The organism is Xanthobacter sp. BG11Y11_SDJG (assembly GCF_057364445.1).
In genome coordinates this window covers 1-15,561 of sequence record NZ_JBNFNU010000062.1, presented here as the reverse complement: position 1 = coordinate 15,561, position 15,561 = coordinate 1, and the positions used below count along the sequence as shown (strand labels likewise).

Here is a 15,561-nt window from a genome sequence, read left to right as displayed (position 1 = left end):
CCCGCCCCCGGGCGCGCCCGCGCCCGGCCGCCGCCATCGAGGTGCCCGGGGGGTGGAAATCCATCATCGCCGTCGCCTCGGGCAAGGGCGGCGTCGGCAAGTCGACGCTCTCCATCAACCTCGCGCTCGGCCTGCGCGACCTCGGCCTGAAGGTCGGCCTGCTGGATGCCGACATCTATGGCCCCTCGGTGCCGCGCCTGTCCGGGGTTGCCCAGAAGCCCGAGCTGGTGGACGGCAAGACCATGCTGCCGCTGGAGAATTTCGGCCTCCAGCTGATGTCCATCGGGTTCCTCGTCGAGGAGGAGACGCCGATGATCTGGCGCGGACCCATGGTCATGTCCGCCATCTCGCAGATGCTGCGCGAAGTGAAGTGGGGGCCGCTCGACGTGCTGGTGGTGGACATGCCGCCCGGCACCGGCGACGCCCAGCTCACCATGGCGCAGCAGGTGAACCTCGCCGGCGCGGTGATCGTCTCGACCCCGCAGGACCTCGCCTTGATCGACGCCCGGCGCGGCGTCGCCATGTTCCAGCGCGTCAACGTGCCGATCCTCGGCGTGGTGGAGAACATGGCCTATTTCGTCTGCCCGCACTGCGGCGGGCGCTCGGAAATCTTCGGCCATGGCGGCGCCCATGCGGAGGCGGACAAGCTGGGCGTGCCCTTCCTCGGCGAAATCCCCCTGCACATGCGCATCCGCGAGATGTCGGACGCCGGCCTGCCGGTGCTGGTGGCGGACCCGCAGGGCGCCGAGGCCGGCGCCTACCGCGCGGTGGCGCGGGAGGTGAAGGCGGCGCTGGAGCGCGCCAGCGGTTCCGCGCGCAAGGCTCCGCGCATCGTGATCGAATAGGGCGGGCGCGGCCGCCTCTACGACTAAGGTTGTATCGGCAAGCATGCTTCCCTATCAGGGACGGGCGCACTAGAAGTGTGGGATGCCGCCCGCCCGCGCGTCCTGCGCCCGCGTGCGCGGCCAAAATCGTCTAGGGAGCCTCCCTTCATGAAACGCCGTGAATTCCTCACCGCCGCCACCGCGGGCGTCGCCGCGTCCTCGGTCGCCATGCCGGCCATCGCGCAGTCCGCGCCGGAAGTGAAGTGGCGCTGCACGTCGTCCTTCCCGAAGTCGCTCGACACCATCTACGGCGCGCCGAACTGATGGCGAAGACCGTCTCCGACCTCACCGACGGCAAGTTCCAGATCCGCGTGTTCGCCGCGGGCGAGATCGTGCCCGGCCTGCAGGCGCTGGACGCGACCCAGAACAACACCGTCGAGATGTGCCACTCGGCGTCCTATTACTACGTCGGCAAGGACCCGACCTTCGGCATGGGCACCGCCATCCCGTTCGCCCTGAACACCCGGCAGATGAATGCCTGGTTCCTGTTCGGCAACGGCCTGACGCTGATGAACGAGTTCTACAAGGACTACAACGTCTCCATGCTGCCGGGCGGCAACACCGGCGGCCAGATGGGCGGCTGGTTCCGCAAGGAGATCAAGACCGTCGCCGACCTCAACGGCCTCAAGATGCGCATCGCCGGCATGGGCGGCCAGGTGATGGCCAAGCTCGGCGTGGTGCCGCAGCAGCTGGCCGGCGGCGACATCTACCCGGCGCTGGAGAAGGGCACCATCGACGCCGCCGAGTGGGTCGGCCCCTATGACGACGAGAAGCTCGGCCTCTTCAAGGTCGCGAAGTATTATTACTATCCCGGCTGGTGGGAAGGCTGCGCGGCCCTCAACTTCTTCTTCAACACCGCGCAGTGGAACAACCTGCCGCCAATCTACCAGGCCGCCCTCACCGCCGCCTGCGCGCGCGCCAATGAGAGCATGCTCGCGAGCTACGACGCCAAGAACCCGATGGCGATCCAGAGCCTGGTGAAGAGCGGCACCCAGCTGCGCCGCTATCCCAATGACGTGATGGACGCGGCCTACAAGGCCTCGCACGAGATCTACGAGAAGCTGTCGACCGAGAACCCCAAGTTCGGCAAGGTGTGGAACGACCTCAAGGCATTCCGCAACAACGCCTACACCTGGTGGCAGATCGCCGAGTTCAACTACGACGACTACATGGTGCGCGCCCGCTCGCGCGGCTGACGCATCGCCCCTTCGACACGTCGAAGCGGCCCCGGAGCACGCGCTCCGGGGCCGCTTTCGTTCCTGCCGCCGCCGGTTACGGGCGCGCCTGGTTCTTGCCGCCCTCGATGGCGCCGCCGCTATGGGCGTTCGGCCGGTTGGGGGTGGAGGGCGGCGGGTTGACCGAGCCGGTGGGGTTCATGTCGGTGCCGCCGCTGCGGCCGGGCGTCGCCTGGTTCTTGCCGGCCTCGACCGCGCCGCCGGAATGCCCGCTGGGGCGCTGGACGGAGTTCGGGATCGGATTGGCCGGAGCGGCGCTCGGATCGACCGCGCTCGAGCCCGGCGTCGCCTGGGTGCGGCCGCCCTGCATCGCCGGGCCGGTGGAGGTGTTGGCATTGGGCTGCGACTGCGCCATGGCCATGCCGGCGCTGGCGATGAGAAGGGTGCCTGCCACGATAAGACGTTTCATTCCTCGGCTCCTTGCTTGTGATGCATCGTCAACACCGTAGCCGCCGGATGGTTCGCGTGAGCGCGGCCATGGAGCGGCGCGAGCGGTGCTTGATCCGCGGGCGCCGCGAAACTAGGGTCGCGCCGCGCGTGACCGCGCGCCGGCGACTGCCGTCCCCGTTTTGCCGCCGACCTGCCGGCGGAGGACCATCGCGAGCACCATGACCGACCCCGTCCTGCCGCCGCACATGCGGCCCGACCGCTCCTTCCAGGCGCTGCTGCTGACGCTCCAGCGCTTCTGGGCGGACCAGGGCTGCGTCATCCTCCAGCCCTACGACATGGAAGTGGGGGCGGGCACCTTCCATCCGGCGACCACGCTGCGCGCGCTCGGCCCGAGGCCCTGGAAGGCGGCCTATGTGCAGCCCTCGCGCCGGCCCAAGGATGGGCGCTATGGCGAGAACCCCAACCGGCTGCAGCACTATTACCAGTTCCAGGTGATCCTGAAGCCGTCGCCCGAGAACCTGCAGGAGCTGTACCTCAAGTCCCTGGAGGCCATCGGCATCGACCTGCGGCTCCACGACGTGCGCTTCGTGGAGGACGACTGGGAGAGCCCGACGCTCGGCGCCTGGGGCCTCGGCTGGGAGTGCTGGTGCGACGGCATGGAGGTGTCGCAGTTCACCTATTTCCAGCAGGTGGCAGGCTTCGAGTGCGCCCCGGTCGCGGGCGAGCTGACCTACGGCCTGGAACGCCTCGCCATGTATGTGCAGGGGGTGGAGAACGTCTACGACCTGAACTTCAACGGCCGCGAGGGCGCCGAGAAGACCACCTATGGCGATATCTTCCTTCAGGCCGAGCAGGAATATTCGCGGCACAATTTTGAGGCGGCGGACACCGACATGCTGTTCGAGCAGTTCCGCATGGCCGAGGCCGCCTGCCGGAAATACCTCGCCTTCGGCGACAAGGGCGACACCCACCAGATGGTGCTGCCCGCCTACGACCAGTGCATCAAGGCCTCGCACGTCTTCAACCTGCTCGACGCGCGCGGCGTGATCTCCGTCACCGAGCGCCAGAGCTACATCCTGCGCGTGCGGGAGCTCGCCAAGGCCTGCGGCGCCGCCTGGCTGAAGACCGAGGCGGGTGGGGTTGCGGTCGGCTGAGAGCGCGAATGATACACAGCTCCCTACAGCGACCAAGAGATTGTACAAATCGGGGGGTTAGGTACAATCTTGTCCCTGATGGTGATACCAAATGAACCGTGCCGATTTTGAGGGATCGCCCAGCGGCCGCCTCGTCTCGACAGAGCGTGGCCAATGGGCGTTCGTTCCGAATCCGCTGCCTCCGCAGGACGTCGACTTCGGGCCGCTGTCATCTCAGCTCGCCATCGCAGCTGAGGCTGTCGGCGAGCTCAACGGAATCAGTAGGACGCTGCGAAACCCTTATCTGCTGATCCGACCTCTCCAGGCCCGAGAGGCATTGACCTCTTCAAGCATGGAGGGCACCTACAGCACGCTGGATGACCTACTTCTCGTGGAGGCAGGCGCGGACGAGCTCCATCGGGCTCCGGACACCCGGGAGGTCGCGAACTACCGGGTGGCTCTGACGCAGGCCATAGCAAGTCTCACAACGACTCCCCTGTGCCTGCGGACATTGAAGGATGCTCATCGTCGGCTTCTGATGAGTGTCTCCCGCCAGCGAGGGGCGAGCGTCCGACCCGGCGAGCTGAAGCAGCATCAAAACTTCATCGGCTCCTACTCCATCGAGACTGCGCGCTTCATTCCCCCTCCGCGCATGGAAACAGAAACCTGCCTCACGGAACTTGAGAGCTTTATTCATCGAGAAAACCGCGTCGGGCTCCACCTGCTTATCGACGCGGCCCTCATTCATTTTCAATTTGAAACCATTCACCCTTTTGCTGACGGCAATGGCCGCGTCGGACGCATGCTTGTTCCGCTCCATCTTTATGCGATGGGAGCTATTCGCGAGCCCATGCTTTACATCAGCCCTGTGCTGGAGCCGCGCAAAGACGAGTATATCGACCGGATGTACGAGGTCTCTCGGACGGGGGACTGGATCGGCTGGGTGGCATTCTTCCTGGAGATCGTGACCCAGTCGGCGCGCGCTGCGGTGGCGACGTCGGATCAGTTGCTCGCCTTGGAAGCAAGCTATCGCCGGCGCGTCCAGTCCGCTGGTCGTTCCGCCAATCTGCTGAATGTAGTGGACCGGCTTTTCGACACACCTGTCATGAGCATTCCGCAAATTGCGGATCACCTAAACGTCACGTATCGCGCAGCTCGGATGAATGTTGAGACGCTGCTCGAAGCGGGAATTCTCGAAGAGCTTCCGCATACCAACAATCCTAAATTCTACGCCGCCCGCGATATCCTAAATGTCATTTCTGGTGTCGATACCTCCCATGCCCGACCTTCTGCTTGAACTCTTCTGTGAGGAAATCCCCGCCCGCATGCAGGCGCAGGCGGCGGAGGCGCTCAAGAAGCTCGTCACCGACGCCCTGGTGGAGCGTGGCCTGCTCTATGAGGGCGCCAAGGCCTTCGTGACGCCGCGCCGGCTTGCCCTGTCGGTGCACGGCCTGCCGGGCCGGCAGGCGGACCAGAAGGAGGAGAAGAAGGGCCCGCGCGTGGGCGCGCCCGAGGCGGCGCTCCAGGGCTTCCTGAAGAGCGCGGGACTTTCCTCCATCGATCAGGCAACCATCCAGAGCGACCCGAAGAAGGGCGACTTCTACGTCGCCGTGATCGAGAAGACGGGCCGGCCAACGCCGGACGTGATCGCCGAGATCGTCCCCGAGATCGTGCGCAGCTTCCCCTGGCCGAAATCCATGCGCTGGGGGCCGGACAGCGCCAAGCCGGGCGCGCTCAAATGGGTGCGCCCGCTGCATTCCATCGTCGCGACCTTCGGCGCGGAGGGCGACGAGCCGGAGGTGGTGCCATTCGCGGTGGACGGCATCGCGGCCTCGAACGTCACGCGCGGCCACCGCTTCATGGCGCCGGCGCCGTTCACGGTGAAGCGGCTGGACGACTGGATGCATAAGCTGGAGGCCGCCAAGGTGGTGGCCGACCGCGACCGCCGCAAGCAGATCATCCTCAACGACGCCAAGGACCTGGCGCTTGCCGCCGGGCTGGAGCTGGTGGAGGACGAAGGCCTTTTGGACGAAGTGTGCGGCCTGGTGGAATGGCCCGTGGTGCTCATGGGGTCGTTCGAGGCGCGCTTCCTCGACATCCCCGACGAGGTGATCCGCGCCACCATCCGCGCCAACCAGAAGTGCTTCGTGCTGAAGAACCCTGAGACCGGGCGCCTCGCCAACCGCTTTCTCCTGGTCTCGAACCTCATCGCCAGCGACGGCGGCAAGGCCATCATCGCCGGCAACGAGCGGGTCATTCGGGCGCGGCTTTCGGATGCGAAATTCTTCTGGGACACGGACCGGGTGAACGGCCTCGCGAGCCGCCTGCCGAAGTTCCAGTCCATCACCTTCCACGAGAAGCTGGGCAGCCAGGCCGAGCGCATCGAGCGCATCCGCCGCCTCGCGGTGGAACTGGCGCCCAAGGTGGGCGCGCCGGTGGCGCTGGCCGAGGAGGCCGCTCTGGTGGCCAAGGCGGACCTGCTCACCGAAGTGGTGGGCGAGTTCCCCGAGCTTCAGGGCCTCATGGGCCGCTATTACGCCGAGGGCGAGAAGCTGCCCCCCGAGGTCGCCGCCGCCTGCGAGGACCACTACAAGCCGCAGGGGCCGAACGACCGCGTGCCCAGCGCGCCGGTCTCGGTGGCGGTGGCGCTGGCGGACAAGATCGACACGCTGGTGGGCTTCTGGGCCATCGACGAGAAGCCGACCGGCAGCAAGGACCCCTATGCGCTGCGCCGGGCGGCGCTGGGGGTGATTAGGATTGTGCTGGAGAATGGGATTCGGCTGAACCTTGGATTGGTATGCAGGTTCGCAGCACAGCCTTTGGCTCAGGTCCTTACTGAGAAATTCTTTGGGATTGAGAGTGACGTAGCAGACTTTCGATCTCCCGATGAAGTTACCCCCGAAAATACAGACTCCTGGGATCGATATGGCTCCATCACGGTTGGCCGAGCGCACGACCTCCTCGCCTTCTTCGCCGACCGCCTGAAAGTCTATCTCCGCGACCGCGGCGCGCGGCATGACCTCGTGGATGCCGTCTTCGCCCTCGAAGGGCAGGACGATCTTCTCCTCGTCGTCCGCCGCGTGGAGGCGCTCGGGCGCTTCCTCGACACCGAGGACGGGAAAAACCTGCTCGCCGGCTACCGCCGCGCGGTGAACATCCTGCGCATCGAGGAGAAGAAGGACGGCCGCGCCTTCACCGGCCCCACCAATGCCGCGCTGCTGAAGGAGCCGGCCGAGGAGCACCTCGCCGCCGCCATCGAGGACGTGAAGGCCCGCGTGACCAAGGCCGTGGCGGCGGAGGACTTCGCCGCCGCCATGACCGCGCTCGCCGACCTGCGCGCCCCGGTGGACGCCTTCTTCGATGCCGTCACGGTGAATGACAAGGACCAAGCCCTGCGCGAGAACCGCCTGAAGCTGCTGGACGAAATCCGCGCCGCCACCCGCACCATCGCCGACTTCGACCGCATCGAGGGCTGAGCCCGGCGCGGTGCCACGCCGGGCGCCTGGAGGCTTCGGTCAAGCCGGGGCATGACGGCGGTGAGGCGTTTTGGTGCAGGTCACCACTTCCACCGCGATCGCCCTTCACCACCGTTATCCCCTCTCACCACCGTCATCCCCCGGCTTGTCCGGGGGATCCACCCAGCGGCCAGGCCAGCGCCTGGTCGTTCTGCCGCCCGTAGACGTCAGAGTGGATGCCCCGGACAAGCCGGGGCATGACGGCGGTTTGGGAAGGGGGCCTGAAGGGGTATTCGAAGCGCGGCTGTGCGCCGGGATCACTTGCCCTTGTAGCCGATCACCTGCATGCCGCTGATGTCGCCGCTCTGGGCGTCCACCACCAGGCGCACGCGCTCGCCGCGCGGGCCGGTGGCCTCGCAGATATAGGCGCCGCCGCGCTGGCGCACCACGCTCACGTCCTTGAAGCCGCGCCGCGTCAGGCTGTCGGCCACCTGGTCGGGCTCCACCGGGTGGAGGCCGCCCGGCGGATGGCGCATATAGGGCCGGAAGGGCTCGGGCGGGGTCAGGTCCACCACCTGGTGGATCGGCACCTCGTCCCTCAGGGTGGCCAAAGCGGCGCCGGGCGGCTGGGCAGAGGTGTCCGATCCTCCGGTCAGGGAGGCCGTGACGATCGCAGCGATGAGATGGCCGGCTCGCACCATCTGCTCTCTCCCCGGGAGTCCGCTCAGGAAACCCGATGCCCGCTCCAGACCCCCCGCCCGGATGCCGCGCTGCGCACATCTGCGTGACCGCGTGCGCGCGACCGCAGCATCGCCATTGTAGGGCCCCTGCTTGAACGCAGGCCGACGCCCGCGTTCAGGTGCCGTTCATCTGCCATCGCGCAGCCGCCGCCTGCGGACCCGCGGGAGGGGTCTTGACGGCCGCAGGGACGCTTCCCAGATCAGCGAAGACGCCGGTCCATGAGGACGGCGTCTTCACGGGCCGGCTTGATGCGGGTCCCGCATGTCGCTTCAAAGGAGGATATGCCATGCGCACCTATGATCTGTCTCCCCTCTATCGCAATACCGTTGGCTTCGACCGCCTGTTCTCGCTGCTGGACGGCGTCGGCGGCGTCGATGCCGCACCCACCTATCCGCCCTACAATATCGAGCGGACCGGCGAGAATGCCTATCGCATCACCGTCGCCGTGGCGGGCTTCACCGATGCCGACCTCGACATCGAGGTGAAGGAGAACACCCTCACGCTGCGCGGCGAGAAGAAGGCCGAGCAGAATGGCGAGAGCGCCCAGGTGCTCTATCGCGGCATCGCCGCGCGCAGCTTCGAGCGGCGCTTCCAGCTCGCCGACCACGTGGAGGTGAAGGGCGCGGTGCTCGAGAACGGGCTGCTGCACGTGGACCTCGTGCGCAACATTCCCGAGGCCAAGAAGCCGCGGCACATCGCCATCAACACCGTTGCCGGCCCCAAGGCCCTCGCGGCCGAGGCCGCCCCGGCGGAGCCTGCCAAGGCGCGTGAGCCTGGCCTGACACTCCGGCCCTGCCGCCCGGCCGGCGGCGGGGCCGTTCCCCCTCGGAGGGCTGGAAACTCCGGCGGCCCGGCCGCCGAGACGCCGGGTCCGTTCTTTGTGCGTTGCCGCATGGGACGTTGGCGCCCGAATTCCGCTCACGTGGGCGACTTGCCACGCTCCGCGCGACAGCGGCGCTGGTTCGGTGCGAGATGTCCTGCATCCGCCGACGCCCTTGAGCCTGGCTCGCGCGCCAAATCCAGGTTGCGCCGGAACGAAAACGCGCGCGCTTGCCACGCCTCCCGAAGCCTCCTTATAAAAAGATTTGCCAGCAACGCGCGGGGGCTCTGTGAACGGGGATTTTTTCGGTGGCGGATGCGTCAACCCAAGAACAAACAGCCGGGTACGGTCCCGAGCGACCCCGCTACCGAAAGCTCCGACTCAGATGAGCTTGGCCCTCCGAAGACGCGCGTGCGTTACGTTTCGGGCGTGAGCTGGCCTCGCAGCGGCCACCATGCGGTCGCCAATGTCCTGGAAGCCTATTTCGGATCCCAATTCGTATATTGCGAGCACTATACTATTGACGATTGCTGCAAGTCTCAGCCTTGCTCACGCCAGGGCGTCAGCCTAAGCAAGAATCATGATTTTGATTTGGATACTATCGCTTCAGATATTCCATATCTGATACAATATAGAAACTTTAAAGACAGTGTTGTTTCAAACTTTGAAGTTGCCGTTTATAATGGCACTGTTTCGGATGATTTCGAATCATTTAAGTCCTTTGCCCTGGATTACGCCAACAAATATGTGCGGTTTTTGCAGAAGTGGGTTTTCGACCCGCGGCGGCCTAAGGAACGCCTCGTGGTGAAATACGAAGCCCTCATGGCGGACCCGCCTCTCGTCATGGCCCAGATTGTCGATTTTTCGCGCCCGGCCGCGAGATAGATCACAATCTCTTGGCAACTTGCATTGGATCTGCATCGATTGACGCAATCAAAGACGGAGCATTGTCCAAAATTGAAGGTCATGGACTGCGAATAAATCGGGATGTAAATGCTTTCAGGCATTATGACGACGAATTCTTCAATATGTTAAACGTGTTTACCTGGTTTCCAGACCCATGACGGCCGGCGTGGCTGACGCCCCATCGCCCAGGTTCCGCTGTCTTCGCATCCGGCGGCCTCGACATTGCACGCGCGAACCGACGAGCGCGCGCCGCCACCGAGCCTGCATTCCTCCGCGCCCCTTCCGCCCCCCTTCCCGCCCCTTGCGCCGAAAGCCTCTCCCCGTGTCCGATCCGCGCCCCAAGGTCCTCGTCACCACCCGCCTGTTCGACGATGCCGCCGCCCGCTTCCTGGAACAGAGCGGCTTTCCGATCGTCACCTCTGGCCTGCCGCCGGATGCGCTCGACAGCGGCCTTGCCGACGACGCGCTCGCCCGCCTGCTGGACGGCGTCGGCGGCTGGATCGTCGGCATGCGCGCGGTGACGCGCGACATCCTTGCGGCCCATCCCAAGCTCAAGGTCATCGCCCGGCGCGGCGTCGGCTACGACCGGGTGGATGCGGCGGCCGCCCGCGATCTCGGCCGGGTGGTCACCATCACCGCCGGCGCCAACGACGCCTCGGTGGCCGACCATACGCTGGCGCTGATGCTCGCGGTGCTGCGGCGCCTGAAGGAGAACAATGCGGCGCTGGCCGCCGGCGACTGGCGCGTCGCCACCGGCGGCGACCTCACCGGCAAGACCGTGGGCCTCATCGGCTTCGGCCGCACCGCCCGCGGCGTCGCCCGGCGGCTCTCCGGCTTCGATTGCCGGGTCCTGGTGGCGCGCCGCGTTTCCCGGGCGGGCGCCCGATGTCACCCATGTGCCGCTGGCGCAGCTTCTTGCCGAGAGCGATCTGGTCTCGGTCCACGCCCCTCTCGCCCCCGAAACGCGCCAGCTGATCGATGCGGGCGCGCTTGCGGCCATGAAGCGCGGCGCGATCCTGGTGAACACCGCGCGCGGCGGCCTGGTGGACGATGCCGCGCTTCGGCAGGCGCTCGCCTCCGGCCGCATCGCCGGCGCCGGTCTCGACGTGTTCGAGGCGGAAGAGGACGCGTCCCTGCGCCCGCTCGCCGAGGCGCTGGCGGGGATGCCGCAGGTGGTGGCCACCGGCCATGCCGCCGGATCCAGCCGCGAGGCGCTGGCGCGCGGCAACATGATCGCCGCGCAGTGCGTCGTCGCGGTGCTGAACGGCACCGCCCCGCCCGCGGGCTGCGTGGTGGCAGACGGCCGCCCCGATCGCTGAACTACGCCGCAATTTGACCGGACGTCACCGGGCGGTCATGAGCGGCCGCTAGAGCCCTTCCGGCCTGAGTCGCCTGGGGGGCAGCAGCATGCAGACGGAGCCGGACCAGTCGCAGCCGATCGTGCAGGTGGAGGACGTGCGCAAGTCGTTCGGCGCCACCGCCATTCTCAAGGGCGTCAGCTTCGCGCTTCAGGCCGGCGACCTCGTCTCCATCATCGGCCCTTCAGGCTGCGGCAAGTCCACCCTGCTGCGCTGCCTCAACGGGCTGGAGACCATGGATTCCGGCTCCATCGCCATCTGCGGCGTCGCCATGCGGCGCGATCCGGGCACCGCGGCCGACATCGCCCACGCGGCGCACCGGGTTCGCAAGAATGTCGGCATGGTGTTCCAGAGCTACAACCTCTTTCCCCACAAGACCCTGCTCGAGAACGTCATGATGGCGCCCATGGTGGTGAAGGGCACCTCCAAGGCCGAGGCGCAGGCCGATGCCGAACGGCTGCTGAAGAAGGTCGGCCTCGGCGACCGGCTCGACCTCTATCCCATCAACCTGTCCGGAGGGCAGCAGCAGCGCGGCGCCATCGCCCGCGCGCTCGCCATGGCGCCCCGGGTGATGCTCTATGACGAGCCCACCTCCGCTCTCGACCCCAGCCTGGTCGACGAGGTGCTGGACGTGATGAAGGAGCTGGACCGCGAGGGCATGACGCAGATCGTCGTCACCCACGAGATGCGCTTCGCGCGCGATGCGTCCGACTACATCATCTACATGGAAAAGGGCGAGATCATCGAGATCTCCGACGAAGACGAGATCTTCACCCACCCCAAGGATCCGCGCACCCGCCAGTTTCTGCGCCGGTTCGCGTGAGCCGCAGCGCCCCCGTCCTCCGCCGCATCCAGCCCCCCGCCGCCCCGGATTCCGCCATGCGCCGCGCCGCCCTTCTCCTGCTCAGTCTCGTCCTTGGGGCCGTTCCCGCGCTCGCCCAGGCGCCTCAAGCTCCGGCTGCCGCCTCGCAGGCTGCCGACGCCGGCAAGCCGCTGCGCTACGGCGGCGACAGCACCTCGGCGCGCCCTACACCTTCAAGGACCCCGCCGACCCGGACCAGATCATCGGCTTCGAGACCGACATCATGGTTGAACTGGGCCAGCGCCTGGGACGGCCGGCGGTGTTCGTGCAGAACGACTGGTCGAATCTCATTCCCGGCCTGGACAACGGGCTCTACGAGGTGGCCATCAACGGCCTCGAGATCACCGCCGCGCACCGCGCCGCGGCGGACTTCTCCATTCCCTACTATACCACCTTCGGCCAGATCGTGATCCGCCGCGGCGAAGATCCGGTGCAGACGCTGGCGGACCTCAAGGGCAAGAGCGTCGGCACGCTGAAGTCGAGCCAGATGGAATACGTCCTGCGCCAGGCCGGCGGCATCGACGTGCGCTCCTACGAGGAAGAGATCGACGCCTATTCCGACCTCAAGCTCAAGCGCATCGACGCGACCGTGATGGATTTCCCCATCGCGGTCTACTATGCGCAGCCCGACCGCGCGCTGCAGTTCACCGGCCAGCCCATCGGGCGCATCGAGTACGGCATCGCGCTCAAGAAGGGCGCCCACCCGGAGTTGCTCGCCGCGATCAATGACGGCCTCTCGCAGATGATCCGCGACGGTGCCATGCACAAGATCCTCGACAGCTGGGCGCTGTGGAGCCCGCTGATGTCGCAGGCGACCGGGGACCTGCGTCCCATGCAGGCGCAGCCCTTGAAGTATGATGCCTTTGTCGAGGCGACGCAGCCCAAGGGGTGGAAGGCGCAGCTGGAGCGCTACGCCCGCTTCCTGCCGCAGCTCGGCTGGGCGGCGCTGATGACCATGCAGATCTCGATCCTCGCGATGGTCATCGCGGTGGGCTTCGGTGCGCTGCTCGCCATCTGCCGGGTCTATGGCGGAACCATGCTCGACCGGCTCGCCTCGATCTATATCGAGGTGGTGCGCGGCACGCCGCTGCTGATCCAGGTGCTGTTCATCTATTACGGCCTGCCCAAGATCGGCGTCCAGCTCGACGCCTTCGTGGCCGGCGTCCTGGCCCTGGGCTTCAACTATGCGGCCTATGAGGCGGAGAACTACCGCGCCGGCCTTCTGGCGGTGCCGCGCCACCAGATGGAGGCGGCGGTCGCGCTCAACATGACCGAGGCCCAGGCGGTCCGGAACGTCATCATCCCGCAGGCGGCGCGCATCGTGCTGCCACCCACCACCAACGACTTCATCTCTTTGATCAAGGATTCGTCGCTGGTCTCGGTGATCTCGCTGGTGGAGCTCACCAAGACCTACGAGATGATCTCCACCACCTATTACGACTATTTCGGCACCGGCATCCTGGTCGCTGCGGTCTATCTGCTGCTCGGGCTGCCGTTCGTGCGGCTCGCCCGCTGGGCGGAGAAGCACGTCAGCCGGGGGATGACGCGCAGCGGCTGAGGACACATTCGCTTATCCCGCCGGCGCGATCGCGCAGAGCGGCCGCCCGCGCGGCTACTCGGCGGCGACCGGCAGGGTTTCGCGCGCGCTCTCCAGCGCCACCGCGGCCGAGGCGACCACCGCGGCGACGCGCACCGCCGCCTGGATCTGGTCCTCGCGGATGCCAGCCTCGCGCAGCACCTTCTCGTGGGCGTCGATGCAGCGCCCGCAGCCGTTCATGGCCGAGACCGCCAGCGACCACAGCTCGAAGTCCGCCCGGTCCACGCCCGGCGCGCCGATCACGCTCATGCGCAGCTTCGCCGGCAGCGTCTCGTAAGACTTGTTCGAGGCGAGGTGGGTGAAGCGGTAATAGACATTGTTCATGGCCATGATGGCGGCGGCCGCCTTGGCGGCATCCATGGCGGCGGGCGACAGGTGCGCCGCCGCCTCGGCCTCGAGCGCTCCGGCCACCTCGGCGTTGCGCGTGGTGAGGCCGCAGGCCACCAGGAGGCCGTAAAGCTGCTGCGGCGTCAGTCCCTCCTCCCGGCTGAGCGCCGAGAGGTTGAGCTTCACGTCCTTGGCGAAAAGCGGGATGCGGTCCTTGAGGGCGTCGATGGTCATGCCGGCCTCCGCGCCTCAGGCGACCTTGAGCACGTCGCCGCCAACCTCGCGGTTGCACGGGCACAATTCGTCGGTCTGCAGCGCGTCGAGCACCCGCAGCGTATCCTTCGGGTTGCGGCCCACATTGAGGTTGGTGGCATAGACGTGCTGGATCACGTTGTCCGGGTCCACCACGAAGGTGTAGCGGAACGCCACGCCGTCCGGCGACCGCACGCCGAGGCCGTCGGTGAGCGAGCCATTGGTGTCGGCGAACGACCAGATGGGCAGGCGGTTCAGGTCCTTGTGGTCGCGCCGCCAGGCGAGCTTGACGAATTCGTTGTCGGTGGAGCCACCCATCACCACCGCATCCCGGTCGGCGAAATCGCTGGCAAGGCGCGCGAACTCGGCGATCTCGGTCGGGCAGACGAAGGTGAAGTCCTTCGGATAGAAGAAGATCACCTTCCATTTTCCGGGAAAGCTCTCCTTCGTCAGGGTCTCGAAGGCCGAGACCCCGTTCTCCTCGTGCAGGTTGAAGCCGGGCTTGACGCCGGTGATGGAGAAGTCCGGAAGGGGGCTGCCAATGCCGCGCATGAAAGGTCACTCCGATGGTTTGAAGCCTCCGGGCGGTCGCGCAACCCGCGCCCTCGCCCACGCTGTCGCAGGACGATTGGCAAGCGGCGTGCCAGCGCGCGGGAAAACGAAAATGCGTTTCATTCCAAGCAAGCGCGGGGGCAATGCGGTAGCCTTGCTGTCGCTTTTGCGACGCGCCATGAACGAAGCCGGACGCGCCGTGTCGCAAACGGCGCGCGGTGCCATGGCCGTGCCCCGGCCGCCGTTCGGCCGCCGCGGTAGATTCCCGGATTGCACCCGCCGCTCTATGTCGGCAGGGATACAGCTACCGGCACGGCCGGCGAGACCGGCAAGACGGGAGGCGGCGGGATGGCGGCGAAATGGTGGACCGATGCGCTGGTGGACCAGTTGCTCCACGAGGACGCGCCCTATGGCGACCTGACCACCGAGGCGCTCGGCATCGCCGACGCGCCCGCCCGCCTCGCCATGGCCATGCGCGCGCCCTCCACCCTGTGCGGTGTCGAGCTTGCGGCCGATCTGTTCGCCCGAGCCGGCGCCGAAGCCCAAGTGCTGGCCGCCACCGGCACCCGTGTCGCCGCCGGCATGCCGATCCTCACCGCGCACGGCGCGGCCGGTCCCATCCTGCTGGCCTGGAAGGTGGCGCAGACGCTGGTGGAATATTTGTCCGGCATCGCCACGGCCACCGCCGCCATCGTCGATGCGGCGCGTGCGGTGGACCCGGACGTGGCGGTGGTGACGACGCGCAAGACCTTTCCCGGCACCAAGTCCATGATGATCGCCGCCATCAAGGCCGGCGGCGCCCTGCCCCACCGGCTGGGGCTGTCGGAGACGCTGCTGGTGTTTCCCGAGCACCGCGCCTTCCTCGCCGACCCCGCCGCCGCGGTGGCGGCGCTCGGACTGGCCGTGCCCGAGAAGAAAGTGGTGGTGGAGGTGGCCTCGCTGGACGAGGCGCGGGAAGCGCTCGGAGCGATGCCCGACGTGCTCCAGTGCGAGAAGATGACGCCGGACGGCATCCGCGCCGTCTGCGCCTTGGTGGCCGCCGCGGGCCA

The 15,561-nt window shown here is 67.0% G+C and carries 13 protein-coding genes and 3 pseudogenes; 12 read left to right on the top strand and 4 right to left on the bottom strand.

The genetic code is table 11. The features are described from left to right. Together AC2W7M_RS08165 and AC2W7M_RS08160 are read left to right on the top strand one after the other, a co-directional pair. The coding region (locus AC2W7M_RS08165; protein WP_486131531.1) for an Mrp/NBP35 family ATP-binding protein at positions 1–845 on the top strand (845 nt) is incomplete at its 5' end. Positions 846–992: 147 nt separating this feature from the next. Then, a pseudogene (locus AC2W7M_RS08160) lies at positions 993–2,080 on the top strand (TRAP transporter substrate-binding protein). Positions 2,081–2,156: 76 nt separating this feature from the next. On the opposite strand, the gene AC2W7M_RS08155 reads toward AC2W7M_RS08160, so the two are convergent. Further along, a complete protein-coding gene (locus tag AC2W7M_RS08155; RefSeq protein ID WP_486131529.1) occupies positions 2,157–2,528 on the bottom strand; it encodes a hypothetical protein in 372 nt (123 codons plus the stop codon). Between the two features lie 199 nt (positions 2,529–2,727). Here AC2W7M_RS08155 and AC2W7M_RS08150 point away from each other — a divergent pair, with 199 nt between their 5' ends. From AC2W7M_RS08150 to glyS, 3 genes are all read left to right on the top strand, one after another. Beyond that, the gene (locus AC2W7M_RS08150; protein WP_486131527.1) at positions 2,728–3,663 is read left to right on the top strand and encodes a glycine--tRNA ligase subunit alpha; all 936 of its coding nucleotides are present in this window, start codon (positions 2,728–2,730) and stop codon (positions 3,661–3,663) included. A gap of 91 nt (positions 3,664–3,754) precedes the next feature. Next, positions 3,755–4,939: a Fic family protein gene (locus AC2W7M_RS08145; protein ID WP_486131526.1), complete on the top strand. Its 1,185-nt coding sequence runs from the start codon at positions 3,755–3,757 to the stop codon at positions 4,937–4,939. Continuing rightward, the gene (gene glyS, locus AC2W7M_RS08140) at positions 4,920–7,118 is read left to right on the top strand and encodes a glycine--tRNA ligase subunit beta (RefSeq protein ID WP_486131524.1); all 2,199 of its coding nucleotides are present in this window, start codon (positions 4,920–4,922) and stop codon (positions 7,116–7,118) included. The genes AC2W7M_RS08145 and glyS overlap by 20 nt, the downstream gene beginning before the upstream one ends. 296 nt (positions 7,119–7,414) lie before the next feature. Here glyS and AC2W7M_RS08135 read toward each other — a convergent pair whose 3' ends face one another. After that, positions 7,415–7,798 carry a hypothetical protein gene (locus AC2W7M_RS08135; RefSeq protein ID WP_486131522.1) on the bottom strand — a complete coding sequence of 128 codons (384 nt, stop codon included), beginning with the start codon at positions 7,796–7,798 and terminating at the stop codon, positions 7,415–7,417. A 326-nt stretch (positions 7,799–8,124) separates the two neighbouring features. Here AC2W7M_RS08135 and AC2W7M_RS08130 point away from each other — a divergent pair. The 6 genes and pseudogenes from AC2W7M_RS08130 to AC2W7M_RS08105 all read left to right on the top strand — a co-directional run. After that, a pseudogene (locus AC2W7M_RS08130) lies at positions 8,125–8,568 on the top strand (Hsp20 family protein); the annotation flags it as partial. A gap of 162 nt (positions 8,569–8,730) precedes the next feature. Beyond that, a complete protein-coding gene (locus tag AC2W7M_RS08125; RefSeq protein ID WP_486131535.1) occupies positions 8,731–9,543 on the top strand; it encodes a sulfotransferase domain-containing protein in 813 nt (270 codons plus the stop codon). Positions 9,544–9,718: 175 nt separating this feature from the next. Beyond that, positions 9,719–10,384: pseudogene (locus AC2W7M_RS08120) on the top strand (NAD(P)-dependent oxidoreductase); the annotation flags it as partial. A 76-nt stretch (positions 10,385–10,460) separates the two neighbouring features. Next, on the top strand, positions 10,461–10,883 hold the full coding sequence (locus AC2W7M_RS08115; protein ID WP_486131520.1) for an NAD(P)-dependent oxidoreductase: 423 nt from the start codon (positions 10,461–10,463) through the stop codon (positions 10,881–10,883). Positions 10,884–10,971: 88 nt separating this feature from the next. After that, positions 10,972–11,745: an amino acid ABC transporter ATP-binding protein gene (locus AC2W7M_RS08110; protein WP_486131518.1), complete on the top strand. Its 774-nt coding sequence runs from the start codon at positions 10,972–10,974 to the stop codon at positions 11,743–11,745. After that, positions 11,708–13,342, top strand: coding sequence for an ABC transporter permease subunit (locus AC2W7M_RS08105; protein WP_486131533.1), 1,635 nt, complete (start codon positions 11,708–11,710; stop codon positions 13,340–13,342). Before AC2W7M_RS08110 ends, AC2W7M_RS08105 begins: the two co-directional genes overlap by 38 nt. Positions 13,343–13,396: 54 nt before the next feature. Here AC2W7M_RS08105 and ahpD read toward each other — a convergent pair whose 3' ends face one another. Beyond that, positions 13,397–13,942: an alkylhydroperoxidase, AhpD family gene (ahpD, locus tag AC2W7M_RS08100; protein WP_486131516.1), complete on the bottom strand. Its 546-nt coding sequence runs from the start codon at positions 13,940–13,942 to the stop codon at positions 13,397–13,399. A 15-nt stretch (positions 13,943–13,957) separates the two neighbouring features. Further along, positions 13,958–14,512 (bottom strand): peroxiredoxin, encoded by a 555-nt coding sequence (locus AC2W7M_RS08095; protein WP_486131514.1) that lies wholly within the window; start codon positions 14,510–14,512, stop codon positions 13,958–13,960. A 270-nt stretch (positions 14,513–14,782) separates the two neighbouring features. On the opposite strand from AC2W7M_RS08095, the gene modD reads away from it, so the two are divergent. Continuing rightward, positions 14,783–15,561: ModD protein (modD, locus tag AC2W7M_RS08090; protein ID WP_486131512.1), on the top strand; the 779-nt coding region annotated here is incomplete at its 3' end.

Coding starts and splice junctions, on each gene's coding strand:
- AC2W7M_RS08155 (WP_486131529.1), bottom strand. CDS start 2,528: ATGAAACGTCTTATCGTGGCAGGCACCCTTCTCATCGCCAGCGCCGGC.
- AC2W7M_RS08150 (WP_486131527.1), top strand. CDS start 2,728: ATGACCGACCCCGTCCTGCCGCCGCACATGCGGCCCGACCGCTCCTTC.
- AC2W7M_RS08145 (WP_486131526.1), top strand. CDS start 3,755: ATGAACCGTGCCGATTTTGAGGGATCGCCCAGCGGCCGCCTCGTCTCG.
- glyS (WP_486131524.1), top strand. CDS start 4,920: ATGCCCGACCTTCTGCTTGAACTCTTCTGTGAGGAAATCCCCGCCCGC.
- AC2W7M_RS08135 (WP_486131522.1), bottom strand. CDS start 7,798: ATGGTGCGAGCCGGCCATCTCATCGCTGCGATCGTCACGGCCTCCCTG.
- AC2W7M_RS08125 (WP_486131535.1), top strand. CDS start 8,731: ATGGGACGTTGGCGCCCGAATTCCGCTCACGTGGGCGACTTGCCACGC.
- AC2W7M_RS08110 (WP_486131518.1), top strand. CDS start 10,972: ATGCAGACGGAGCCGGACCAGTCGCAGCCGATCGTGCAGGTGGAGGAC.
- ahpD (WP_486131516.1), bottom strand. CDS start 13,942: ATGACCATCGACGCCCTCAAGGACCGCATCCCGCTTTTCGCCAAGGAC.
- AC2W7M_RS08095 (WP_486131514.1), bottom strand. CDS start 14,512: ATGCGCGGCATTGGCAGCCCCCTTCCGGACTTCTCCATCACCGGCGTC.